This window comes from Pseudomonas sp. FP2309, assembly GCF_030687575.1.
In the GTDB taxonomy this organism is placed as follows: Bacteria; Pseudomonadota; Gammaproteobacteria; order Pseudomonadales; family Pseudomonadaceae; genus Aquipseudomonas.
The window spans coordinates 4,864,834-4,886,896 of the sequence record NZ_CP117439.1 but is presented as its reverse complement, the minus strand read 5'-3'; the positions used below and the strand labels follow the sequence as shown (position 1 = coordinate 4,886,896).

General features: G+C 60.2%; 24 protein-coding genes and 3 pseudogenes. 15 read left to right on the top strand and 12 right to left on the bottom strand.

Annotated features, from left to right (window positions below):
* Positions 1-147 precede the first annotated feature (147 nt).
* Both amn and PSH59_RS22475 read left to right on the top strand, forming a co-directional pair.
* Positions 148-1,620, top strand: a complete 1,473-nt coding sequence (gene amn / locus PSH59_RS22480) for an AMP nucleosidase (protein ID WP_248078489.1) — start codon at positions 148-150, stop codon at positions 1,618-1,620.
* Between the two features lie 71 nt (positions 1,621-1,691).
* A complete protein-coding gene (locus PSH59_RS22475; RefSeq protein ID WP_248078486.1) occupies positions 1,692-2,327 on the top strand; it encodes a pseudouridine synthase in 636 nt (211 codons plus the stop codon).
* Here the strand turns inward: PSH59_RS22475 and PSH59_RS22470 are convergent.
* Together PSH59_RS22470 and PSH59_RS22465 are read right to left on the bottom strand one after the other, a co-directional pair.
* Complete coding sequence (locus PSH59_RS22470; protein ID WP_049713471.1) at positions 2,322-2,531, bottom strand: DUF2788 domain-containing protein; 210 nt, start codon at positions 2,529-2,531, stop codon at positions 2,322-2,324. The genes PSH59_RS22475 and PSH59_RS22470 overlap by 6 nt on opposite strands.
* Before the next feature lie 135 nt (positions 2,532-2,666).
* The gene (locus PSH59_RS22465) at positions 2,667-3,146 is read right to left on the bottom strand and encodes an Lrp/AsnC family transcriptional regulator (RefSeq protein ID WP_003176264.1); all 480 of its coding nucleotides are present in this window, start codon (positions 3,144-3,146) and stop codon (positions 2,667-2,669) included.
* Between the two features lie 415 nt (positions 3,147-3,561).
* Here PSH59_RS22465 and PSH59_RS22460 point away from each other — a divergent pair, with 415 nt between their 5' ends.
* Positions 3,562-4,596, top strand: coding sequence for a DUF6515 family protein (locus PSH59_RS22460; protein WP_305393705.1), 1,035 nt, complete (start codon positions 3,562-3,564; stop codon positions 4,594-4,596).
* Between the two features lie 23 nt (positions 4,597-4,619).
* Here PSH59_RS22460 and PSH59_RS22455 read toward each other — a convergent pair whose 3' ends face one another.
* Both PSH59_RS22455 and PSH59_RS22450 read right to left on the bottom strand, forming a co-directional pair.
* Positions 4,620-5,525 carry a cation diffusion facilitator family transporter gene (locus PSH59_RS22455; RefSeq protein WP_305393704.1) on the bottom strand — a complete coding sequence of 302 codons (906 nt, stop codon included), beginning with the start codon at positions 5,523-5,525 and terminating at the stop codon, positions 4,620-4,622.
* Positions 5,526-5,534: 9 nt separating this feature from the next.
* Positions 5,535-5,954, bottom strand: coding sequence for a polyribonucleotide nucleotidyltransferase (locus tag PSH59_RS22450; protein ID WP_248078478.1), 420 nt, complete (start codon positions 5,952-5,954; stop codon positions 5,535-5,537).
* A 110-nt stretch (positions 5,955-6,064) separates the two neighbouring features.
* On the opposite strand from PSH59_RS22450, the gene hrpB reads away from it, so the two are divergent.
* Complete coding sequence (gene hrpB / locus PSH59_RS22445) at positions 6,065-8,575, top strand: ATP-dependent helicase HrpB (protein ID WP_305393703.1); 2,511 nt, start codon at positions 6,065-6,067, stop codon at positions 8,573-8,575.
* A 79-nt stretch (positions 8,576-8,654) separates the two neighbouring features.
* On the top strand, positions 8,655-9,470 hold the full coding sequence (locus PSH59_RS22440; protein WP_305393702.1) for a DUF1206 domain-containing protein: 816 nt from the start codon (positions 8,655-8,657) through the stop codon (positions 9,468-9,470).
* A gap of 198 nt (positions 9,471-9,668) precedes the next feature.
* On the opposite strand, the gene PSH59_RS22435 is transcribed toward PSH59_RS22440, so the two are convergent.
* Together PSH59_RS22435 and PSH59_RS22430 are read right to left on the bottom strand one after the other, a co-directional pair.
* Complete coding sequence (locus PSH59_RS22435) at positions 9,669-10,757, bottom strand: endonuclease/exonuclease/phosphatase family protein (protein WP_305393701.1); 1,089 nt, start codon at positions 10,755-10,757, stop codon at positions 9,669-9,671.
* A 40-nt stretch (positions 10,758-10,797) separates the two neighbouring features.
* Positions 10,798-11,457 carry a YciC family protein gene (locus tag PSH59_RS22430; RefSeq protein WP_305393700.1) on the bottom strand — a complete coding sequence of 220 codons (660 nt, stop codon included), beginning with the start codon at positions 11,455-11,457 and terminating at the stop codon, positions 10,798-10,800.
* A 180-nt stretch (positions 11,458-11,637) separates the two neighbouring features.
* Between PSH59_RS22430 and PSH59_RS22425 the strand changes: the two genes are divergently transcribed.
* The 6 genes and pseudogenes from PSH59_RS22425 to PSH59_RS22400 form a co-directional block, all read left to right on the top strand.
* Complete coding sequence (locus tag PSH59_RS22425) at positions 11,638-12,372, top strand: DUF2076 domain-containing protein (protein WP_305393699.1); 735 nt, start codon at positions 11,638-11,640, stop codon at positions 12,370-12,372.
* 129 nt (positions 12,373-12,501) lie between these two features.
* Positions 12,502-12,978 (top strand): NYN domain-containing protein, encoded by a 477-nt coding sequence (locus PSH59_RS22420; protein ID WP_248078457.1) that lies wholly within the window; start codon positions 12,502-12,504, stop codon positions 12,976-12,978.
* 26 nt (positions 12,979-13,004) lie between these two features.
* Positions 13,005-13,616 (top strand): PolC-type DNA polymerase III, encoded by a 612-nt coding sequence (locus PSH59_RS22415; RefSeq protein ID WP_305393698.1) that lies wholly within the window; start codon positions 13,005-13,007, stop codon positions 13,614-13,616.
* 75 nt (positions 13,617-13,691) lie between these two features.
* Positions 13,692-13,838, top strand: a pseudogene (locus PSH59_RS22410) (3'-5' exonuclease); the annotation flags it as partial.
* 70 nt (positions 13,839-13,908) lie between these two features.
* Positions 13,909-14,058, top strand: a pseudogene (locus tag PSH59_RS22405) (3'-5' exonuclease); the annotation flags it as partial.
* A gap of 72 nt (positions 14,059-14,130) precedes the next feature.
* Positions 14,131-14,280 (top strand): annotated as a pseudogene (locus tag PSH59_RS22400) (3'-5' exonuclease); the annotation flags it as partial.
* A 138-nt stretch (positions 14,281-14,418) separates the two neighbouring features.
* On the opposite strand, the gene PSH59_RS22395 reads toward PSH59_RS22400, so the two are convergent.
* Positions 14,419-14,730 (bottom strand): DUF3077 domain-containing protein, encoded by a 312-nt coding sequence (locus tag PSH59_RS22395; protein ID WP_305393697.1) that lies wholly within the window; start codon positions 14,728-14,730, stop codon positions 14,419-14,421.
* Between the two features lie 475 nt (positions 14,731-15,205).
* Here PSH59_RS22395 and PSH59_RS22390 point away from each other — a divergent pair, with 475 nt between their 5' ends.
* Positions 15,206-15,772, top strand: a complete 567-nt coding sequence (locus PSH59_RS22390) for a hypothetical protein (protein WP_305393696.1) — start codon at positions 15,206-15,208, stop codon at positions 15,770-15,772.
* Positions 15,762-16,025: an acyl carrier protein gene (locus PSH59_RS22385; protein ID WP_305393695.1), complete on the top strand. Its 264-nt coding sequence runs from the start codon at positions 15,762-15,764 to the stop codon at positions 16,023-16,025. Before PSH59_RS22390 ends, PSH59_RS22385 begins: the two co-directional genes overlap by 11 nt.
* A 175-nt stretch (positions 16,026-16,200) precedes the next feature.
* Here PSH59_RS22385 and PSH59_RS22380 read toward each other — a convergent pair whose 3' ends face one another.
* From PSH59_RS22380 to PSH59_RS22370, 4 genes are all read right to left on the bottom strand, one after another.
* Complete coding sequence (locus PSH59_RS22380) at positions 16,201-16,701, bottom strand: hypothetical protein (protein WP_305393694.1); 501 nt, start codon at positions 16,699-16,701, stop codon at positions 16,201-16,203.
* Between the two features lie 189 nt (positions 16,702-16,890).
* Entirely contained in the window at positions 16,891-17,295 is a 405-nt protein-coding gene (locus PSH59_RS26470; RefSeq protein ID WP_370694387.1) for a TIGR02391 family protein, read from the bottom strand.
* 190 nt (positions 17,296-17,485) lie between these two features.
* A complete protein-coding gene (locus PSH59_RS22375) occupies positions 17,486-17,719 on the bottom strand; it encodes a cyclase family protein (protein ID WP_305393693.1) in 234 nt (77 codons plus the stop codon).
* A 92-nt stretch (positions 17,720-17,811) separates the two neighbouring features.
* The gene (locus PSH59_RS22370) at positions 17,812-18,273 is read right to left on the bottom strand and encodes an Lrp/AsnC family transcriptional regulator (protein ID WP_248078447.1); all 462 of its coding nucleotides are present in this window, start codon (positions 18,271-18,273) and stop codon (positions 17,812-17,814) included.
* A 160-nt stretch (positions 18,274-18,433) separates the two neighbouring features.
* Here PSH59_RS22370 and yedA point away from each other — a divergent pair, with 160 nt between their 5' ends.
* Positions 18,434-19,330: a drug/metabolite exporter YedA gene (gene yedA, locus PSH59_RS22365; protein WP_248078445.1), complete on the top strand. Its 897-nt coding sequence runs from the start codon at positions 18,434-18,436 to the stop codon at positions 19,328-19,330.
* A gap of 48 nt (positions 19,331-19,378) precedes the next feature.
* The gene (locus PSH59_RS22360; protein ID WP_305393692.1) at positions 19,379-20,713 is read left to right on the top strand and encodes a DEAD/DEAH box helicase; all 1,335 of its coding nucleotides are present in this window, start codon (positions 19,379-19,381) and stop codon (positions 20,711-20,713) included.
* Positions 20,714-20,754: 41 nt separating this feature from the next.
* On the opposite strand, the gene PSH59_RS22355 is transcribed toward PSH59_RS22360, so the two are convergent.
* The gene (locus PSH59_RS22355; RefSeq protein ID WP_248078752.1) at positions 20,755-21,981 is read right to left on the bottom strand and encodes a TIGR03862 family flavoprotein; all 1,227 of its coding nucleotides are present in this window, start codon (positions 21,979-21,981) and stop codon (positions 20,755-20,757) included.
* Positions 21,982-22,063 lie beyond the last annotated feature (82 nt).

Below are 22,063 nucleotides of genomic sequence, written 5' to 3'. Positions count from 1 at the left end.
GGCTCGGTAAGTCATCGAACGCGTGGCCGGCGGACGCGCTGCAATCGGTGGCGAGCGCCGTCCCACATTATCGAGCGCAATCCAACGCCGCTGTTTCAGTGAGGCGGGGATACAGGCAAGATAAAGGCCTGCACGTCAGAACACAGGATGCTTACCGTGACCGAAGCTTTTGTTGTCGTTCAAACCGCCGAAGAAGCCGTGGATCGGCTGGCGGCTCTGCATGAGCGCGCTACCGGCGCACTCAATCAGGCCCTCAAGCAATACCTCAAGGACCGCGTCGAACCCGACGCCGCACAACGCGCCTTGTTTCGCTACCCGGAACTGCGCCTGACCTACCACTGCCACGGCGAAGTCCCACAGACCACCCGGGCCTATGCCAAGGTGCAATTGCCGGGGACCTACAGCGTTACCGTCACCCATCCGGCAGCGTTCCGTAAGTATCTGCTTGAGCAACTGGTGCCCTTGATGCACGACTTCACCGTGACGGTGGAAGTGGGCGTCAGCCAGCAGAACATTCCGTACCCGTACGTAGTGGAGCAGGGCGATGAATTGGCCGGTTCCGGCGTGACCGCTGCGACCCTGGCACGTGTGTTTCCCAGTACCGACCTGTCGGCCGCCACCGACGGCATCGCCGATGGCCTCTACGACTGGGAAAACACCGACCCGCTGCCCCTGGCGCTGTTCGATGCGGCCCGCGTGGACTTTTCCCTGCGCCGCCTGGTGCACTACACCGGCAGCGACTGGCGCCATGTGCAGCCGTGGATTCTGCTGACCAACTACCACCGCTACGTTGACCAGTTCATCGTGCATGGCCTGGAGCAATTGCGCAGCGACCCGCGGTTTATCCGCATGGTGCTGCCGGGCAACGTGGTCATCGACAAGAGCATGGACCACGGCGAAGCGTCGGCCATCGCGGCGGGCGTGGTCTGGCATCGCTACCAGATGCCGGCCTACCACCTGCAGGCCAGCGACGGCCATGGCGTGACCCTGGTGAACATCGGCGTGGGCCCGTCCAACGCCAAGAACATCACCGACCACCTCGCCGTGCTGCGCCCGCATTGCTGGCTGATGATCGGCCACTGTGGCGGCCTGCGCCAATCGCAAACCATCGGCGACTACGTACTGGCCCACGCCTATATGCGTCGCGACGGGATCCTCGACCGTGTGGTGCCGCCGAACATTCCGATCCCGGCCTTGGCCGAAGTGCAGATGGCCTTGCAGCAGGCCGCGGCGAACGTCACCGGCGAAAAAGGCGAAGAGCTGAAAAAACGCCTGCGCACCGGCACTGTGCTGACCTACGACGACCGCAACTGGGAACTGCGCTGGGCTCAGGAACGGCCGCTGATCAACCTGTCTCGCGCCGTCGCCGTGGACATGGAAAGCGGCACCATCGCAGCCCAGGGCTACCGTTTGCGTGTGCCCTACGGCACCTTGCTGTGTGTCTCGGATAAACCGCTGCACAGTGAGATCAAGTTGCCGGGTTCGGCCAACGCGTTCTATGAGCGCGCGGTCAGCCAGCACTTGAAAATCGGCATCGAGGCGGTGGACCTGCTGCGCACCGAACTCAACTCGCTGCACTCGCGCAAACTGCGCAGCTTCGACGAACCGCCGTTCCGCTAAGCGGTTGGGATGGTTATTTAACGGTCAGGCCACTAGCATTGTCGGTCCTGACCGTTAGATGTTCCTTTGCCATGTCCCGTCCTACTCGCCCTGATTCGCGCCGCCCCGGTGTGAAACCTCCGCATTCCGCTGCGCGTCGTGTCGCCAAGGCGCCACCGGCCGAGCCCAAGCTGATCCTGTTCAACAAGCCTTTTGACGTGCTGACCCAATTCAGCGACGAAGGCGGGCGCGCTACCCTCAAGGATTTTATCGACATCCCCGGCATCTACCCCGCCGGCCGCCTGGACCGTGACAGTGAAGGCCTGTTGTTGCTGACCAACGACGGCCAGTTGCAGGCGCGCATTGCCGACCCCAAGCACAAACTGGCGAAAACCTACTGGGTGCAAGTGGAAGGCGAGCCGACGGAAGAGCAGTTGCAGCGCTTGCGCGACGGCGTCGAACTTAACGACGGCAAGACCTTGCCCGCCCAAGCGCGGCAGTTGGAAGAGCCCGCGTTATGGCCGCGCAACCCGCCGGTGCGCTTTCGCAAGAGCGTGCCGACACACTGGCTGGAACTGGTGATTCGGGAGGGGCGTAACCGCCAGGTGCGGCGCATGACCGCGGCGGTGGGTTTGCCGACGTTGCGCCTGGTGCGCGTGCGCATTGGGGACTGGTCGATCGAAGGCCTCGATCAAGGCCAATGGAAGGCCGTGCCGGCGCGCTTATAAAGCGCCGGACTCGATCAGGCCGATCACCACGCTCTTGATGATGAACGCGGCCACGCCCAGGCCCAGCACGAAAAACAGAATGAACGAGCCAAAGCGCCCGGCCTTGGATTTTTTCGCCAGGTCCCAGACGATAAAGCCCATGAAAATGATCAGGATCGTAACCAGGCCGGTCATCATCCATTCTTCGAACAGGACGGGGTCGATGTTATTCATGGAACTCTTCCGGTGGGCAGGCGGCAAGTATACGGCAGCGTCGCGACTGCAACATTGACCTGGATCGACGTGCAAGCCAGGTGTGGGAGTGGGCTCACCCCTTCCCACATCTGACCCTCGCCGATGTTAAGTACGCAGGTGAGTCAGCGGCAGCTCGGTGCTGTTCAGTACCTGGTTGAGCACAAAACTCGAGCGCACGCTGGTCACACCTTCGATTCGGGTGAGGTGGCCCAGCAGCAGTTTCTGATAGTGATCCATGTCCGGCACCACCACTTTCAACTGATAGTCCGCATCCATACCGGTGACCAGGCTGCATTCGAGCACTTGGGGCAGGGTACGGATGGCAGCTTCGAAGTTCTCGAAACGCTCGGGGGTGTGGCGGTCCATGCCGATCAGTACATAGGCAGTGAGGCTCAGGCCGAGCATCTTGCGGTCGAGCAGCGCGACCTGGCGGGAGATGTAGCCGTCGTCTTCCAGTTGCTTGACCCGGCGCGAGCAGGGCGACGGCGACAGGCCAATACGTTCGGCCAACTCCTGGTTGGAGATCCTCGCGTCGCGCTGCAATTCCGCCAGAATACTCAGGTCGTATCGGTCAAGCTTGCTCATTGGGTTGGCCTTTGTCGTAACTATTGCGGCGAATTATCCATGAAGGGTTAAAAATTGCGCAAGCACTGTTTATTGACGCAATCTTCGCAATCATCTGTCGGGCGCGGGACTGTATCTTTATCAACAGAATCACCGCCTGGACAACAGTCCACAGCAGCCCGCCCAATCAGGCCCGCTGCGGCCGCCACCCCAGCAGGGTTGAGCCGGCCTCCAGGCTGCACACGGCCCAGAAGGCTGCGTGAGGTGAGCCAGCGCCAAAAGCGTTGAGCACGGACGAAGTTCTCAAGGGGTGGCCGACGGGTCACCCCTTTTCTTTTGCCTGCGAACAATCTTCTCGTGACTGATAACCTGTGCGAGAACCGGGCCGCGCTTTTCCAGTCTCATGGACAGGCCCTAATCCGCAGTGAGGAATAGCATGAAGCGCATCTGGCGTTTGGCAGGTGTAGGTTTGCTGATGGTCACCGTGGGCAGCCACGTAGCGGCCGACGAGCGTGATAACGCACCGCGCCCAGAAGGCGGTGGTCAGCATGAACGAGGGCCGGAGGGCGGGCGGCAGGGCAATGAGGCGCCACGGCCGCAAAATAACGCGCCACGCCCTGAGAACAATCAGCCACGCCAGCAGAATCAGCCGGGCGAACGTGGCGCTCACAATGGCGGCGGGCAGTGGCAAGCTCGTCCACAAGGCAATGAACAGAGCCGGCCGGCGCCGCAGCCGCAGCCATCGAACAACCTGCCGATCCAGGGGCGACCCGACACCGTGCGCCAGACCCAGGAACCGCGCCAGGGCTACTACCGCGATATCCCTCGGCGCAACGACGACAACCGGCATTGGGACGCCGGCGGCCCAGGCTCGCGCCCCGGTCCACGTCCGGATGATCATCGCTGGCCGGGACGTCCGGACGGCCATGGCAACGGTTGGGGCCCCGGCCCGCAGTATCGTCCGGGCTATGTCGTCGACCGCTTCCCTGACCGCAATTACCGCGTGCCCTATCGCGGCCAGGACTATTTTTTCTCGGGCGGCTACTGGTACCGCCCTCAAGGCCCGCGCTACGTGGTAGTGGCGCCGCCCTATGGCATCCGCGTGCATTACTTACCGGACTATGCGCGCGAAGTGTGGGTGGGCGGCTCGCTGTTGTTCCTCGCCGCCGGCGCCTACTACGCCTACGAACAAAGCACCCAACAGTACGTGGTGGTGCAACCGCCGGCGCAAGTGCCATCGCCGCCGCCCGCGCCGCAAGGCAATGGCTATGACGTGGTGGCGTATCCCGCCAACGGACAGTCACCGGCCCAAGTGCAGCAGGACGGCTATGACTGTTATCGCTGGGCTGTGCAGCAAAGCGGCTTCGACCCGCAGGCCGTCACCTACGCCCCCGACCCGGCAGTGGTGCAAACCTACCGACAGGCCCAGGGCAACTGCCTGGGCAGTCGCGGCTATCAAGTGCAATGGTAGCCGTAAGCTTCAAGCGGCAGGTTTCAAACGTGCGGCTTGAGGCCTGCGGCTTGAAGCTGATCCGCAGGATCGGCATGCACCAGCACTTCGGCCTTAGGGTAGGCCGCGTGGATGGCATCGGCGGCTTTGTCGCTGATGCCGTGGGCCACCGACAGGGTCAGTTCGCCCGGTAACTCCAGGTGCAACTGCACGAACCAATGGTTGCCCGAGACCCGCGTACGCAGGTCATGGGCGCCCAGGACACCCGGCACGCCGCGCGCCAGGTCGAGCATGTGCTGGCTCACCTCCGGCGGCAGTTCCTCATCCATCAGCACCGCAAAGCTCTCCCGGGCGATGTGGATCGCGCTCCACAAAATGTAGGCGGCGATGCCCAGGCCGAACCAGGCATCCACCTGATGCAGGCCGATGGCGGCCAGCACCAATGCCACCAGGATGCTGCCGTTGAGCAGCAGGTCGGAGCGATAGTGCAGCGAGTCCGCGCGCACGGCGTTGGAGCCGGTTTCGCGCACGACCCGGTGTTGCAGCATCAGCAGCGCCACGGTCAGCACCAGCGAAAAGACGATCACCCCAATGCTCAGCCACGGCGCACCCACCGGTTGCGGATGCTGCAAACGTTCGTAGGCCTGCAGCGCGATCAATACCGCACTGCCGCCAATGAACATGGCCTGGGCCATGCCCGCCAATGACTCGGCCTTGCCATGCCCGTAACGGTGGTCGTCATCGGCCGGGCGCAGTGCGTAATGCACCGCCAGCAGGTTCAACAGCGAGGTCACGCCATCGAGCAGTGAGTCGGTCAGCCCGGCGAGCATGCTCACCGAGCCGCTGAACCACCAGGCAATGGCTTTGGTGATGATCAACGCACAGGCCACGCCGACAGAGGCGCGGGTGGCCAGGCGCAGGAGCCTTGCGTGTTCGGGGCTGCTGGTCATAAGCAGTCCTTACGCGGCGGGTTGCAGGCCGAGGGCGGCCAGTTGCTGCACGCTGCCCTTGAACTGAATCATGCGCGGGTCGTCCAGGGGCAGGGTGCGGCCGGTTTCCGTCTGGATGATGGTCTGCAGCTTGGCGTTGTCGACCTTGCCATCGGCGCCGATGGCTTGCTGGAGTTTTTCCGGCGCGACTTGGGCGGTCTTGCCTGGCTCGAAATAAATCGCACCGGTGGCGAAGTCGACGCCAAATGCGATCAGGCCAGGGATCACGTAGAACAGCAGGCCCACAGCGTCGAGCGCGGCAATCGCCGGGTCGATCTTGCCGTCGATCTGGCCACGGCGGTCAGGGTAGAAAATCGAACCGCAGGCGGTGAGCTGGCTCAACAGGGTGACGGCCAGAACACCGCCGATAACACGGGAAGCGATACGCATAGGGACTCTCCTGAATTCGGTTGATACGCGACTATATAACACTGACCTTGAGACCAGCGTCGGCAGGCGGCAGTTCGCCGTTATACTCGCCGCTCTGCTTTGGAGCCAGTATGAATTCGTTGCCGATCGATGATGTTTTACCCGCCCTGCGTGACGCCTTGGCGAATCGCCATGAAGCCGTGCTGGAAGCGCCCCCCGGCGCCGGTAAAACCACCCGCGTGCCATTGGCCTTGCTCAACGAGCCCTGGCTGGCCGGGCAAACCATCCTGATGCTCGAACCGCGGCGCCTGGCCGCCCGTGCGGCTGCCGAACGCCTGGCCAGTGAGCTGGGAGAAAAGGTCGGTCAGACCGTGGGCTACCGCATCCGCCTCGACAGCAAAGTCGGGCCCACGACGCGCATCGAAGTGGTCACCGAAGGCATCCTTACCCGCCGCTTGCAGGATGACCCGGCGCTGGAAGGCGTGGGTTTGCTGATTTTTGACGAATTCCACGAGCGCAGCCTCGACGCCGACCTGGCGCTGGCCCTGAGCCTCAACGGCCGTGAGCTGTTCCGTGACGAGCAACCGCTGAAAATCCTGCTCATGTCCGCCACCCTCGAAGGCGAACGCCTGGCCAGCTTGCTCGACGACGCGCCGATCCTGCGCAGCGAAGGGCGCATGTTCCCGGTGCAGATGCGCTGGGGGCGGCCTTACCAACCGGGCGAATTTATCGAGCCACGCGTGGTGCAGACCGTCCTTGAAGCCGTGCATGACGAAACCGGCAGCGTGCTGGTGTTTCTGCCGGGGCAGGCCGAGATACGCCGTGTGCATCAGCAATTGGCTGACGCGCTGGGTGAACGCGCCGACGTCCTGCTATGCCCCTTGCATGGTGAGCTGGACCTCAACGCCCAACGCGCCGCCATTGACCCGGCGCCCGCCGGCAAGCGCAAAGTGGTGCTGGCCACCAACATTGCCGAAACCAGCCTGACCATCAACGGTGTGCGCGTGGTGATCGACGCCGGGCTGGCACGGGTGCCGCGCTTCGACCCCGGCAGCGGCATGACTCGCCTCGACACCCAGCGTATTTCCCGCGCCAGCGCCACCCAGCGTGCTGGCCGGGCAGGGCGTTTGGAGCCGGGGGTGTGTTATCGGTTGTGGTCCGAGGACCAGCATGAAGGCCTGGCCGCGTACGGCAGTGCGGAAATCCTCGCCGCCGACCTGGCCGGCTTGGCCTTGCAACTGGCGCGCTGGGGCGTCACGCCGACGCAACTGGTGTGGTTGGATGTGCCGCCGAGCGCCGCCTACGCCCAGGCCCAGGACCTGTTGGTGCGTCTTGGCGCATTAAACGAAGACACGCTCACCGCTCATGGCCAGAACATGGCCGAGTTGCCGGCCCACCCGCGTATTGCCCATTTGCTGTTGCGTGGGCAGGACCTGGGGCTGGCGGCGATGGCCTGTGACGTCGCCGCGCTGTTGGGCGAGCGCGATATCTTGCGCGGTGCTGGCGCGGACTTGCACAGTCGCCTGGCGCTGTTGTCCGGCGAAGAGCGTGCACGCGGCACCCAAGGTGGTGTGCAGCGGGCCAAGCAACTGGCGCGGCAATATCGCAGTTATCTAAGAGGCCAGCCGACGCAACCGGTGGCCGATCCCGATCACCCGCGCTGGCTGGGGGCTTTGCTGGCGCTGGCCTACCCCGACCGCGTCGCCCAGCAACGTCGCCCAGGCGGCGCCGAATACCGCCTGGCCAATGGCCGCGCGGCGCTGTTCGCAGAAGCCGACAGCCTGATGAAACAAGCCTGGCTGGTGATTGCAGACCTGGGTAGCCGCCAGGGCCAGCGCGAAGAGCGCATCTACCTGGCGGCGGACTTTGATCCGGCCCTGTTCGACACGGTACTCGCCGAGCAAGTGCGCAACGTCGATCAACTGGACTGGGACGAGCGCGAAGGTGTATTGCGCGCCGAACGCCAACGCAAAGTCGGCGAACTGGTGCTCAGCCGCGAGCCGCTCACGGGCCTGGATGAATCCGCGCGCAGCCAGGCGCTGGTCAACCTGGTGCGCCGTAAAGGCCTGGAACTGCTGCCCTGGACCCCCGAGCTGCGTCAATGGCAGGCCAGGGTGATGCTGCTGCGCCAACTGGACGCCGGCAAAACCAGCGAGTGGCCAGATGTCAGCGACAAGGCCTTGCTCGCCGGGTTGGAACACTGGTTGATGCCCTACCTGGGCAAAGTCTCGCGCCTGAGCCATTTCGCCAGCCTGGATATTTCCAGCTACCTGCACAACCTGTTGCCCTGGCCGCTGCCCCAGCGCCTGGACGAACTGGCGCCGCAGCATGTGAAAGTGCCGTCGGGCTCATCGGTGCGTCTGGACTACAGCGAACAGCCACCGATTCTGGCGGTGCGCTTGCAGGAATTGTTCGGGTTGGCGGACACCCCGCGCATCGCCGGCGGGCGTCAGGTGGTCAAGTTGCACCTGCTGTCCCCGGCGCGGCGGCCGGTGCAGGTGACGCAGGACCTGGCGAACTTCTGGCGCAGCACGTACGCCGAGGTGAAGAAGGATTTGAAGGGGCGGTATCCGAAGCATTACTGGCCGGATGATCCACTGGTTGCCGAGGCGACGGCCCGTGCGAAGCCGAGAGGGACATAGAGGGCGCTCGTCTGGCACTGAAATAGAACCCCATCCCGCAAGAAGGGTCTGCTCTTTATCAGATCTGGGAATGCATCGAATGTCCGCGCAACATAGCCTGGTAATACTCGCTCGAGGAGGCTACGCCGCTCGAGGATTGCTTTATTTGATCATCGGTATCTTCGCGCTCCTGGCAGCACAAGATTCGACGAAGCCCAAAGACAGCCACAAAAGCCTGGAAGCATTGCTAAGCCAACCGTTTGGCTATTTTTTAGTTGGGCTTGTTGTGGCAGGTCTTCTTGCGTTTGCGGCTTGGCGCGTTCTGCAAGCTACGCGTGATGTCGATCATCATGGGAAAAAACTCAAAGGCTTGGTGATTCGCGCAGGTCTGCTTGCCGGAGGTGTGGTCAATGGTGCTCTAGCGGTTTTTGCGCTGGGTCTACTCATTAGCGGCGTTAGAAGCTCGGGTCATTCCGGTGGGCAGACCAAAGACTGGCTGGCGCATTTTTTGTCTTGGGATCACTCGAATTTGGTGGTGTACCTGATCGCACTCGTCCCGCTTGGTGTGGGTGTTGCTCACCTCATCAAGGGATGGAAGGCCTCGTTCGAGAAATATTTTGAGGCCGACGAAGACGTCATGCGCTACGTTCGCCCGGTCTCGCGGTTCGGCCTAATCGCGCGCGGGGTTGTTTTTATAGAGATTGCGTTACTGCTCGCAATCAGCGGTTCCGCTTATCAAGCCATGGATCCGCCTGGTATGAAGGAGTCACTGGATGCGCTCCAAAACCTACCTGCCGGTTGGTTGCTTTTGATGGTGATGGCCTCAGGGCTGATTGCTTTCTCGGTTTACAGTTTCTCTGAAGCCTTCTGGCGCAAGATCAACATGGATGTGCCCGGAGTACAGAACAGGGATTGATGATAAACGGAAGTCTCACGGCCATGAGGAGCCACCGCGCGGATCAAACCGCGCAAATAAGCAAAAGCCCGCGTTGAACGCGGGCTTTTTTGCATCCTGGCCGCCTGTTGGCTTGGCAGTGAATGTACGGCCGAATCGAGTGAGCGACAATTGGGCAGAAATGAAATTAATTGTCCCCTTTGCGGGGATAATTTGCGGCTACTGCGCGGCGGGCAGTAGGAACCGTGCAATCACCGGCAAATGGTTGGAGATACGCAAGGTATCGTCCTGCCGCACTTTCGCCTCCAGCCGCTTGATCCGCGAGCTGTAGAACAGGTAGTCCACCGTGCGATCCGGGCCGTCCAGGCTGGGGTCGTTGGGGAAATAGGTCAGCCATTTTTCGCGGTCGATGCCGCTGGATTCGCTGTTGCTCGGGATCATCGGGTATTTGTCCCACAGCAGGTGCAGCTCGCTGTCCGGTGAATACTGGCCGCGCTTGCCCGCGTCCAGGCGCAGGAATTGCCCCAGGGGCAGCAGGTTGAAGTCACCGCCGATCAGCCATGGCGTGCCACGGCCTTCGAATTTATCCAGCAACTTCACGGCAGCTTGCACCTGCTCTTGCACCGCGCTGCGGCCCGGCGCGTCGTCGTCCAGGCGCGTGTTGAGCACCGCCAGTTGGCCACCGTCGCTCAGGGGCAGGTAGGTCAGCAGCAAGGCAGGCTTGGGCTGGAACTGGCGACTGATGAAGTTGGTGTCCGGCGCTGGCAGTTGCAGGCGTTCGGCGTGTTCGATCTGGTAGCGGCTCAGGGTCGCGAGTTTGCGGCCGACGCTGCCGAAGATATGCCGGTCGGGCACAAAGTCGGCTTTCCAGTCGAACGCCTGGGTGCTGCAGGGGTAGAGGTCGACCAGGCGCTCTTGCAACAGCGCCAGTTGGTCCTGGTAGTGGGAGGGCTTGGCGTTTTCGTCGAGTTCCTGCAACAGCAGGATGTCGGGCTGCTCGTCGCGAATCACCCGCGCCACCTCGTCCAGGCTCACGGCCATGTCTTCCACGGTAGGGCGATCGTCCGGGCCGCTGCCGTCGGGCGTGTCGTACCAGAACACGTAGTTCTTGCCGGCCAGGTATTGCACGTTCCAGGTCATCACCTTGAGCGCCTGCCCCGGCAGCAGGGTCGGCGCACGAGGCGCGACGCAGCTCACCGGCAGGGTCTCCTTGGCGGCGGGGCGCCAGGTCAGGCTGTAGATCAGGGCGGTGAGCAGGCCTGCGATGATCAACAGGCCCAACAGGGTGATGCGCAATAAACGGGTCATCGGCTCGGCTTATGGCGTTTCAGGAATGGCACGGAGCATATCACCGTGCGTCGGCATCGCCACCGATCAGCATGAATAAACGGAACAGCACCACGCTGGTGAACAGTTGCAGGAAGCTGTGGACGCTGTCCATCAACAGCCCAAGCAGCGGCGCCGGGTCGGGATAGGCCGCGACGCTGGCGCCCTTGAGCAGCCAAAGGGGTGTCATCACACACAGCAGGCACACCAGGATTCGCCAGAAATGCCCACGGGTCAGGCGAAAGCTTTCCTTAATCGCTTCCAGCGCCGGCATGCCGCGCAGTACCAGCAGGTACTCGGCAAACGCCAGCACCACCATCAGCCACAGGCCCGGCAGGAAATACAGCGACAAGCCCAAAAGGATCAGCAACGTACTCATGGCCGTGAGCACGGCGAAGCGCGGCCACAGGGTCAAGGCCATGGCCCAGACGTCCCTGGTGCGCGGTGATTCGCCGCGGGTGCGCGCGTCCAGGAACAGGATCAGCGCGCCGGTGTACAGCGGGTACACCAACAACCCCACGATGACGCTGTAACCGGGGAACGCGTCCGGCCCGAGCGTGTGGTCGAGCACCTGTTGCAGCAAGGCTTCGAGCATCACCAGCGGCAGGCACAACTGAATGATGGCCCCCAGGTTGTGCCGGGTAAAACGGAAGGAGTCGCGCAATACGTCTAACGGATTCATCAGCTTCATCGCAGGCCAAAAAGCAAGGGCGCCACTTTAACCGATCAGGGTCTCTGGCGCGCAAACGTAAACCTTGAGTAAAGACCATTGAAACAATTGGTAACAGCCCCATAACTAGCACGCACCTGGCCTGATGACAGGCAGGACCACGATTTCCAACGGCAATCTAACGAGGTCGCCATGAACAGCGAAGAGCAAACCCTGATCGATGGACTGTTTTCACGGTTGCAACAAGCCGAAACGGACTCAGCCCCCCGCGACGCCCAGGCCGAAGCGCGGATCAAGGAGCACATGACTCGCCAACCGGCCGCCGGCTACTACATGACCCAGTCGATTCTGGTGCAGGAGCACGCACTCAAAAGTCTCGACGCGCAGAACAAGCAACAGGCGCAACAGATCGAGCAATTGCAGGATGAGCTGCAACAGGCCAAATCCGCACAGCCGGCCCCGGCGAGCAGCGGTGGCTTCCTGTCGAGCATCTTTGGCGGCGGTTCGCGCGATGCGCAGCCTGCGCCGGCACCGACCAACTCGGGCGGCGGCTGGCGTGAGCCGGCGCGACCTGGGTTCAGCCAGCCCGCACCGCAGCAGAACTACCAACAGCCGCCACAACCTGCCGCCGCCGCACCCATGGGCAGCGGTTTCCTCGGGGGCGCCATGAAAACCGCCGCCGGTGTGGCCGGTGGCGTGTTGCTGGCCGAGGGCATCAGCAGCCTGTTCCATCACAACCAGCAGCCGCAGATGGTGGAAGAAATCATCGAGCAACCCGCACCGGCCAGCGATCAAGGCAACTGGGGCAACGATGATCAGAAGTTTGCCGGCAATGACAGCTGGGGCGGCAGCAACGCGGACAGCTACGCCGACAGCGACTATTCCGACGACTCGTCTTCCTTTGGCGACGACGATTCCTTCGTCTGACACAGCCAACGCCCGGCGCGCTTCGTCGCGCCGGGCTGATTTTTCCCGGAAACCTTCCTGTGGCTGGCATACTGGCGCCTTTGCGGACCGGTGTGTCCGGCGTCCAAGTGGCTGTCATGGGAAAGTGCGGTGAAGAAAATTGCAGTGTTCGCCGATGTACAAAACCTCTATTACACCGTGCGCCAGGCGTACGGCTGCCACTTCAATTACGCCGCCTTGTGGGCTGACATCAGCTCGCGCGGGCAGATCGTCGAGGCGTACGCCTATGCCATCGACCGGGGCGACAGCAAGCAGCAGCAGTTCCAGCAGATCCTGCGCAACCTGGGCTTTACGGTAAAACTCAAACCCTACATCCAGCGCAGCGACGGCTCGGCCAAAGGCGACTGGGACGTGGGCATCACCCTCGACATCATGGACGCCGCCGACCACGTCGACGAAGTGGTGCTGGCCTCCGGCGACGGTGATTTTGACATGTTGCTCGAGCGCATCATCCACAAGCACGGCGTGCAAGCCGTGGCCTACGGCGTGCCGGGGCTGACGGCCAACTCACTGATCCGCGCCGCCAGCCGCTATGTGCCGATCGAAGGCGCGCTGCTGCTCAAATAGATTGTATAAACGGAGTTGAAACAGGTTTGGAACGTATAGCGGTCATCGACTTTGAAACCACCGGTATCACCCCGAGCAGCCATTGCCGGGCCACGGAAATTGCCGTGGTCATCCTTGAGCGTGGGCACATCGTCGACCGCTACCAGAGCCTGATGAACGCCGGCGTGCGCGTGCCGGGGTTTATCGAACAGCTCACCGGCATCAGCAACGCCATGCTGCGCAGTGCACCGCCGGCCGAGCGGGTGATGAACGAGGTCAATGAATTCGTCGGCACCACGCCGCTGATGGCGCACAACGCCGCGTTCGACCAGAAGTTCTGGGACTTCGAACTGGGCCTGATCCGCCGCACCCGCCTGCAAAAATTTGCCTGCTCTCTGCTGCTGGCACGCCGCCTGATGCCGTCGGCGCCCAACCACAAGCTCGGCACCCTCAACAGCTATGCGCAACTGCCCCACACCGGCCAGGCTCACCGGGCCATGGCCGATGCGGAAATGGCCGCCAACCTGACCGCGCATCTGGCCCGGGAACTGCGCCAGACCCATGGCTTGCGCGAGCTGTCCCATGATTTGCTGTGCAGCTTGCAGAAAGTGCCGGCGGCGAAGATCAATGAGCATTTGAAGAAGCATCGCGGGTTTTAAGGCCTGGCGCTGAGAGAGCGGACGCAGAGCGGCCATTGCTGATCGTTCCCGCGCAGAGCGTGGGAACGATCAGCAATGGCCGCCAACCTGACCGCGCATCTGGCCCGGGAACTGCGCCAGACCCACGGCTTGCGCGAGCTGTCCCATGATTTGCTGTGCAGCTTGCAGAAAGTGCCGGCGGCGAAGATCAATGAGCATTTGAAGAAGCATCGCGGGTTTTAAGGCCTGGCGCTGAGAGAGCGGACGCAGAGCGTCCAGGGCGGCATTCCCACGCAGAGCGTGGGAACGATCAGCAATGGCCGCCAACCTGACCGCGCATCTGGCCCGGGAACTGCGCCAGACCCATGGCTTGCGCGAGCTGTCCCATGATTTGCTGTGCAGCTTGCAGAAAGTGCCGGCGGCGAAGATCAATGAACATTTGAAGAAGCATCGCGGGTTTTAAGGCCTGGCGCTGAGAGAGCGGACGCAGAGCGGCCATTGCTGATCGTTCCCACGCAGAGCATGGGAACGATCAGCAATGGCCGCCAACCTGACCGCGCATCTGGCCCGGGAACTGCGCCAGACCCATGGCTTGCGCGAGCTGTCCCATGATTTACTGTGCAGCTTGCAGAAAGTGCCGGCGGCGAAGATCAATGAACATTTGAAGAAGCATCGCGGGTTTTAAGGCCTGGCGCTGATCGTTCCCACGCTCCGCGTGGGAATGCATCTGGTGGCGCTCCGCGTCACGACTTTAAGAGCGGACGCAGAGCATCCAGGGCGGCATTCCCACGCAGAGCGTGGGAACGATCAGCACATGGGTTGTTTATCGAGGCTGTGCGCACTCCAACGCCTGGTCCACCACCCCCTTCGCCATCTCCACCAAATGCATCACTGCCCGCTGCTGTGCCTTCATCACCTCACCCGACCCATGCGCCGTTTCTACCGCGCAATGCAGCAAATCCGCTGCATGGGCGAGGGCGTCTTCGAGGCTCAGGTTGTCATTCAGGATAAAGATAGGCGCGTCCGGGGCGGATGCTTTGAGGTAGTAGTCGATGGCGCGACGGTGGAGCAGGGCGTCTTCGCTGGGGAAGTCGGTTTTGGACTGGGGCGGGGCTGGGGTGATTTTTTTGACCATGGTGAAACTCCTTGCTGGAAGAAGTCGACACCGTTCGCTTGCACGCGAATTAGGGTGGCAACTGTGCGTAGGTGTGCAAGACCGGGGCAAGGATCCAAACCCAGCAGGCCCGAAGGCCTCCCACGCACAGCCGCCATAACAGGGCATATTGGCTGTAGGTTTATTTATGATCTTGCTTGCCATCGGACTTGCACGTCCGGCCACCGAACATTCGATGACAGAGCGAGACTAGCTACCTGATCTGACGGAAACAAGGCCGTGGAATTCTCTAGGAAACGTCCCGCAAATGAAAGGGATCGGTCCTGCTGGCCACCAAAACATCAGCTGTTTTTAGGTCCTTTTTCATTCTTTCTGAATGGTAAGTAGGGGAAGCCCTATTGCGTTGTCGGACCTTTCTGGTTTTTCCGTTCACCCGCCTATCGCGCCTTTTTGCGACTTAACATCTCGCCTGCTATTTACTTAAAGGGACTACGTCATGCAGGAAAGCGACCTCCACACGGCAATCATGCGAAGCCAGTCTGAACTCCAGCGCAATGGCGTCGATTTCGGCTCGACGTCCAGCATGACGTTTCATTTGGGAAACACGATGACAAGCTGCCCGGCAGTCATGGTTTTACCTAACTCGCCAGGATGGACTCATGGTGCCAGTTACACGTTGCTTAGGCCCATTCAGGCGGACTCCACGGCGCCTGACACCACTGTTGATGACCTCTGGAAATGCACGCAGCAACACTACGGCCTGACGGCGGCAACGGTTCTCACTGGTGCGGCGGGCATACCGATCAGCAAAATCGCCTTGGGAACTTGGGTCCACGTCGGCTCAAGCAAAACGACAAATTTGGCTAGCTTTATTGGAATGCGCTTTTTCCCTCGAACACTAATCCGGCAACCGACAGCGGCCAAGATGGCAAAAGCAACGTTCGGCACCGTTCGAGTATTTGGCATTATTGGGCGGGGCATTCCCTTCGTTGCTGCGGGGTTGGCTATTTTTGACCTGATCAGTATTGGTAAGTGTGCCTATGAGGCGAGAAATGGAAGGTAGTCTGACCCGAGCCGAGATCAGCGAAAAAGTGATTCAGCTGTTCGTCGATATCATCGGCTTTATCGACCGAAGCCAGGTGACGGAACAAACGGATTTCATCCATGACTTCAAGATCATTGATGAGGATTTGACGTGCTTCGTTATGCAGATTAAGTGGCAGTTTAACCTGCGGGCGACTCAGAAGGATTGGGATCGCATTACCACCATCAAGCAGATAGTCGATTTAATTGTTCAGCGCTTGCCGTTGCGGTGAGGCGAGTGACGTAAGTGCGGGCAAGTCAGGGGCCGCATCTAGTCCAAGCAACTCGGTCGTATATAGGATCTGGGCACGCTTGTGACGGTGCCCGCAGGAGCGATAGTGCGACGCGGATGAGAGAACCATCGTTGAAGAAGGTGGGCGCGGTCTACTTTTAGGACAAATAGGCTAATCAAAAAGGTATGTCATCATCGAATGGGTCATATGTCGGAAGTGCTGGAACGAACAAGTTTATAGCATCTTCAAGATCTTTACTTTGTATGTCCCAAAAATCACCAATGAGTATGGAGTCATAAAAGCGCTCGTCCCCCTCCTTTATTTTTCTAGTGAATAGTTCGTCGAACCCGAAGGGGGTGAGTTCGGATAGCTTGGTCAGGCTTGTCGAGATGAATTTAAATATATAATTTTCGCGCTCAATATTTTTTGAGTTTAAGTTCCCATAAATTGCTAGTATGGCCTCCCTTTTTAAGATCATTTTGCTAAAAATATTTATCGCCCACGTGCCAAGTGCGTCATCTAAAGTTCGTGCTTGTTTAGAGTTATACCTTCCTTCTTTTATGGATTTTATTAGTCGGTTTTCTATTCTTAGTCGGGCTGTCTCATGTAGCTTTTCCCAGTGGGAGGTCCCTAATGATCCAATTACATATCGGATGGTTGTTTCGTCATCTGTCATCTTAAGTTCGTCTGAGATGATTTCACAGGCCTGCTTGAGTTGATCTGTGTTTAGTTTTGGGAGTAAAGAGTTAAAAAAGTATCGTAAGCTTTCAATTTTTCCTAAGGTTTTTGCTCTGTATGTATCTAGAAAACCTCAAGCAATTGGCCTGTAGGAATCTCCGAGACTAGAAGGTCTGAATATCTACTGTTAGGAACAAAGATCGGGATCTAGTACTCTTTTCAAAAAGTCTTCACGTGAAAATTGCGATTTTGCAGTATCTATCTGGCGAACTATGTATCCGATAAATACAATTATTACCTGTGCATCTTCTTCTGTGTCGGAAAACTTTTCATGGCTTCTTGGGTTTCTGAACGTTTGGTAAATTCCACGCAGAGTTGTTTCCATACCCCGCTGTATATTCTGTTCGGATTCTGATTGAAACTTATTAAGTTTTATTTTTGGCGTTGCACCACCTAGCGCACTACCTATAAGTGCTGCCCCGTCACCTTCTGCTCCTGATTTTTTTCGAATAGATCGCTCAAAAAATGGAACGCATCTAAGATTGCTCCAGTGAAATCGCGCTTCTCGTAGTTTGTCCTTATGGAGGACCAAAGTTCGGTTGTTATTTTGGTTTCTAGATTCAATTTTGTATTCCTTAGCATTTTTTGGGGTGGATCTGAATTCTGTTTGAATATGGATTTGGTGTATTTTATGACTATCTGCTGCGTGCCTACACTAGCTGTCGCTTTTGTTGACGTCTATATCGTAGTGGATAAGTGCGTAAAAATATTCTCTTTGATACCTAACCAAGGAGCACCGTTTTCACTGTGATTTGATCGAGAGAGGGTGTTGTGTAAGTGCGAGCCTCGCTATATTTTGCCCGTACATCAATCACTGGTGCAGGACGTACCAGGTCTTGCTTTTGAGAGCCATCAATCCCGATCCCATCGGCATAAAAGCTTTTTGGCGCATTTATAGGAGTGGTGCTGTGATCGCCCATGTTGAAACTGCGTGGGATATATCCTTTTTTCTCCATGGACGCAACATCTTCAAACTTATCCTAGAATCCCTAAACACAACGGAATGCGCGGAGTGATCGGTTGGCTGAGGCCGAAGACCTTGCTGTATTTAGCCACCACTTTTCCCATTCCCCTCCAACTGCCCCAACGGCACCCGCCGCTCTATCGCGCTCGACAAAATGATCGAAGTCTTGCTGAAGCCGAACTTGGCTATTCGATTGATCAAATTCTCAAGCTCCGGCATGGAGCCCACCGCCGCCTGCATGATCACGCACGGATCGCCGGTCACCCGGTGGCATTCGGTCAGTTCGGGGATTTCAGCCAGTGCGTCGTAGGTCTTCTGGCTGCCATGGTTGGTCAGCCGCAGTTCGATCACGCATTGGATCGGCAAGCCCACCTTCGATAAGTCCACCTTGGCCTGATACCCGGTAATCACTCCGCTGGCTTCGAGCTTGGCCACGCGTTCGGCGACGGCGGGGGCGGAGAGGTTTACCGTGCGGGCCAATTGCGCGTAGGACGCGCGGCCGTCTTCGAGCAGGGCGCTGAGGAGCATGCGGTCGTATTTGTCCATGATAAGGCTCTCGTGGCGCGTGGCTTTCGAAAGCAAGGGTTATAGCCTTCATAACCATGCTTTGAAAAGTGTATGGGCGGTTTAAACAGGTTTTGTAACTTATCTTTATCGACCTGTCTTTCTAGAATAAGCCTCCCATGTCCTGCCATAGAGCCGCCCCATGCCTGGCCCACGTCGCTTTCCCTTACCGTTGATCGCCGCCTTTTTTGCGTTGTATGTGATCTGGGGGTCTACCTACCTGGTGATTCGCATCGGCGTGGAGTACTGGCCGCCGTTGCTGCTGGCGGGGATTCGGTTCTGCACGGCGGGGGCGTTGATGTATGGCTATCTCAGATGGCGCGGGGTGCCGGCGCCGACCTGGCCACAATGGAAGGCCGCGGGGATGATCGGTATTTTGCTGCTCACCTTTGGCAATGGCGGCGTCACCCTGGCTGAGCATGCCGGCGTGTCCTCTGGCGTGGCTGCGCTGGCGGTGGCGACGGTGCCGCTGTTTACCTTGTTGTGCGGGTACTTCTGGGGTGCGCGTAATACGCGGCTGGAATGGGCCGGGGTGATCCTGGGCATCATCGGCATCGCCATGCTCAACATGGGCAGCACCCTGCAATCGAGCCCGTTGGGCGCCGCTTTGTTGTTGTTCGCCGCTGCTTCCTGGGCGTTCGGTTCCGTGTGGAGCCGGCAGTTGTCGCTGCCCCAGGGCGCCATGGCCAGTGCCGCGGAAATGCTCGTCGCCGGCGTGGCGCTGTTGCTCGGCAGCGCGCTGTCCGGTGAGCATCTGCAGGCCATGCCGCCGCTGGAAGGCTGGCTGGCGCTGGCCTACTTGACCGTATTCGGCTCGATCATTGCCTTCAACGCCTACATGTACCTGCTCAAGCACGTGCGCCCGGCGGCGGCGACCAGCTATGCCTATGTGAACCCGGCGGTCGCGGTGTTGCTGGGGATTGTGTTCGTGGGCGAGACCATTGGCCTGGAAGAAGCCCTGGCGATGCTGGTGATCATCAGCGCGGTGCTGCTGATCAGCCTGCCCCAATGGCGCAAGCCCAAACCGGAAATAAGGTAAACTGCCGCGCATATCGCCCTTGCGCTGAATTTTTCCTACGGTAAACACATGACTTTCGCCACCCTTGGCCTGATCGAACCCTTGCTGCGCGCCCTTGAGACGCTTGGCTACCAGACCCCGACGCCGGTGCAGGCGCAAGCCATTCCGGCGGTGCTGGCCGGTCGCGACCTGATGGCCGCGGCCCAGACCGGCACCGGCAAGACCGCCGGTTTTGCCTTGCCGCTGCTGCAGCTGCTGACCATGGAAGGGCCGAAAGTCGCCGCCAACTCAGCGCGCGCGTTGATCCTGTGCCCCACCCGCGAACTGGCCGAGCAGGTTCACGCCAGCGTTGCCGAATACGCCCAACACCTGCCGCTGACCACGTACGCGGTGTACGGCGGCGTGAGCATCAACCCGCAGATGATGAAGCTGCGCAAGGGGGTCGACATTCTCGTCGCCACCCCTGGCCGCCTGATCGACCTGTTCCGCCAGAACGCGCTGAAGCTTAATCAGCTGCAAACCCTGGTGCTGGATGAAGCCGACCGCATGCTCGACCTAGGCTTTTCCGAAGAACTGGCGAACATCTACCGCATGCTGCCGAAAAAGCGCCAGACCCTGCTGTTCTCTGCGACCTTCTCCGATGACATCCGCCTGCTGGCCGGGCAGATGCTTAACGACCCGCTGAGCATCGAAGTCAGCCCGCGCAACGTTGCCGCCAACACCGTCAAGCAGTGGGTGGTGCCGGTCGACAAGAAGCGCAAGGCGGAGCTGTTTGTGCACCTGATGCGCAAAGGCCGCTGGAAACAGGTGCTGGTGTTCGCCAAAACCCGTAACGGTGTGGATGCGCTGGTGGATAAGTTGCAGGGTCTGGGCATCAATGCCGACGGCATCCACGGCGACAAACCCCAGGCAACCCGCCAACGGGCGCTGGACCGCTTCAAGGCCAGCGAAGTGCAGATCCTGGTGGCCACCGACGTTGCCGCCCGTGGCCTGGATATCGAAGACCTGCCGCTGGTGGTCAACTTCGACCTGCCGATCGTCGCCGAGGACTACATCCACCGTATCGGCCGTACCGGTCGCGCGGGCAATACCGGTGAGGCGATTTCCCTGGTGTGCGCCGATGAAGTGAACATGCTGTCGGCCATCGAGATGCTCACCCGTCAGACCCTGACCCGCAAAATGGAACAGGACTTCGAACCGGAGCACCGCGTGCCGGAAACTGACGCCAGCGGGCAAGTGGTGAAGAAACCGAAAAAGCCGAAGAAGCCCAAAACCTCCGGCGGTGGCGGTAAGCGCAACCTCGGCAAGTGGGTAGACAGCGGCGACGCCGCGCCGGCGGAACCGTCGATCAAGCCGGTGCGCAAGGTGCCCGTGTTCAATACCGGGCCTTGCAAAAAGAAGTGATTGTGTGGTGTGGCTGATGGCCGCTTCGGGTGTACCGCCGATCAGCGATTAAGCCACTCCAACATCCCCCGTCCGGCGGCCTGCCCGCTGGCGAAGCAGCCGGTCAGCAAATACCCGCCGGTCGGCGCTTCCCAATCGAGCATCTCCCCTGCACAAAACACCCCCGGCAGTTGCTTGAGCATCAGTCGCTCATCCAACGCCTCAAAGGGCACGCCTCCGGCGGTGCTGATCGCTTCGTCGATCGGCCGCGTCCTCACCAGCCTCAACGGCAATGCTTTGATATCCACCGCCAATTGCGCGGGATCGCTGAAGTGCTCAGCCGGCGTCAGTTCACGTAACAAGGCGGCCTTGACCCCCTCCAACCCCAGTTGACTGTGCAAGTGTTTGCTCATCGAGCGCGAGCCACGCGGCTTGGCCAGGGCGGCCTGCACCTTGTCCAGCGGCTTGCTTGGCAGCAGATCGATATGCACCGTGGCCGAGCCGTCGCGGTTGATCGCTTCGCGAATCGGCGCCGATAGCGCGTAGATCAGACTGCCTTCGATCCCGGTGGCAGTGATGACGCATTCGCCGAGCCGGGGTTTATCGTCCCCCAAACCAATCGCGACATTCTTCAACGGCGCGCCGGCGAATTTGCTGATCATCAAGTCGCTCCAGGCCGACACCTCGAAGCCGCAGTTGCTCGGTTGCAGCGCGGCATAGGGCACGCCTCGGTCTTCCAGCAGCTTGAGCCAGGCACCGTCGGAGCCCAGGCGCGACCAACTGCCCCCGCCCAGGGCCAACAGCACGGCAGCGCTGTGGACAACTTTTTCGCCGTCGGGGCTGTGGATAAGTAAATCACCCCGGGCGTTCCAACCGGTCCAACGGTGCCGGGTGTGGATAACCACGCCTTGATCGCGCAGGCGCTTGAGCCAGGCCCGTAACAGCGGGGCGGCTTTCATATCGGTAGGAAACACGCGGCCGGAGGTGCCGACAAAGGTTTGGATGCCCAGTCCATGGATCCATTCGCACAGCGCATCGGCCCCAAAGCCACGCAACAACGGCGCCATGTGCGGCGCGCGTTCGGCATAGCGCGACACAAACGCCGGGTAAGGCTCGGAGTGGGTGATGTTCATCCCGCCAACGCCTGCCAGCAGGAATTTACGCCCCACCGAGGGCATGCCGTCGTACACGTCCACACGCACCCCGGCCTGGCTCAAGACTTCGGCAGCCATCAGCCCGGCGGGGCCGCCGCCGATGACAGTGACGTGGTGCGATGCGGTGTGAGGCATGGGCAGGGCTACGGTGGTGTGAAATAGGCCGAGCATTCTACCCGACACCGGCGCTTATGCCTGATCAAAAAACGTACAGTTT

What these genes read in the sequence shown, in the direction of transcription:
- PSH59_RS22375 (WP_305393693.1), bottom strand. Translation starts at nt 17,719, where the DNA reads ATGGAGAAAAAAGGATATATCCCACGCAGTTTCAACATGGGCGATCAC.
- PSH59_RS22355 (WP_248078752.1), bottom strand. Translation starts at nt 21,981, where the DNA reads ATGCCTCACACCGCATCGCACCACGTCACTGTCATCGGCGGCGGCCCC.
- PSH59_RS22440 (WP_305393702.1), top strand. Translation starts at nt 8,655, where the DNA reads ATGTCCGCGCAACATAGCCTGGTAATACTCGCTCGAGGAGGCTACGCC.
- PSH59_RS22435 (WP_305393701.1), bottom strand. Translation starts at nt 10,757, where the DNA reads ATGACCCGTTTATTGCGCATCACCCTGTTGGGCCTGTTGATCATCGCA.
- amn (WP_248078489.1), top strand. Translation starts at nt 148, where the DNA reads ATGCTTACCGTGACCGAAGCTTTTGTTGTCGTTCAAACCGCCGAAGAA.
- PSH59_RS22425 (WP_305393699.1), top strand. Translation starts at nt 11,638, where the DNA reads ATGAACAGCGAAGAGCAAACCCTGATCGATGGACTGTTTTCACGGTTG.
- PSH59_RS22465 (WP_003176264.1), bottom strand. Translation starts at nt 3,146, where the DNA reads ATGAGCAAGCTTGACCGATACGACCTGAGTATTCTGGCGGAATTGCAG.
- PSH59_RS22395 (WP_305393697.1), bottom strand. Translation starts at nt 14,730, where the DNA reads ATGGTCAAAAAAATCACCCCAGCCCCGCCCCAGTCCAAAACCGACTTC.
- PSH59_RS22360 (WP_305393692.1), top strand. Translation starts at nt 19,379, where the DNA reads ATGACTTTCGCCACCCTTGGCCTGATCGAACCCTTGCTGCGCGCCCTT.
- PSH59_RS22475 (WP_248078486.1), top strand. Translation starts at nt 1,692, where the DNA reads ATGTCCCGTCCTACTCGCCCTGATTCGCGCCGCCCCGGTGTGAAACCT.
- PSH59_RS22370 (WP_248078447.1), bottom strand. Translation starts at nt 18,273, where the DNA reads ATGGACAAATACGACCGCATGCTCCTCAGCGCCCTGCTCGAAGACGGC.
- PSH59_RS22460 (WP_305393705.1), top strand. Translation starts at nt 3,562, where the DNA reads ATGAAGCGCATCTGGCGTTTGGCAGGTGTAGGTTTGCTGATGGTCACC.
- PSH59_RS22450 (WP_248078478.1), bottom strand. Translation starts at nt 5,954, where the DNA reads ATGCGTATCGCTTCCCGTGTTATCGGCGGTGTTCTGGCCGTCACCCTG.
- hrpB (WP_305393703.1), top strand. Translation starts at nt 6,065, where the DNA reads ATGAATTCGTTGCCGATCGATGATGTTTTACCCGCCCTGCGTGACGCC.
- PSH59_RS22455 (WP_305393704.1), bottom strand. Translation starts at nt 5,525, where the DNA reads ATGACCAGCAGCCCCGAACACGCAAGGCTCCTGCGCCTGGCCACCCGC.
- PSH59_RS22385 (WP_305393695.1), top strand. Translation starts at nt 15,762, where the DNA reads ATGGAAGGTAGTCTGACCCGAGCCGAGATCAGCGAAAAAGTGATTCAG.
- PSH59_RS22390 (WP_305393696.1), top strand. Translation starts at nt 15,206, where the DNA reads ATGCAGGAAAGCGACCTCCACACGGCAATCATGCGAAGCCAGTCTGAA.
- PSH59_RS22430 (WP_305393700.1), bottom strand. Translation starts at nt 11,457, where the DNA reads ATGAATCCGTTAGACGTATTGCGCGACTCCTTCCGTTTTACCCGGCAC.
- PSH59_RS22380 (WP_305393694.1), bottom strand. Translation starts at nt 16,701, where the DNA reads ATGACAGATGACGAAACAACCATCCGATATGTAATTGGATCATTAGGG.
- yedA (WP_248078445.1), top strand. Translation starts at nt 18,434, where the DNA reads ATGCCTGGCCCACGTCGCTTTCCCTTACCGTTGATCGCCGCCTTTTTT.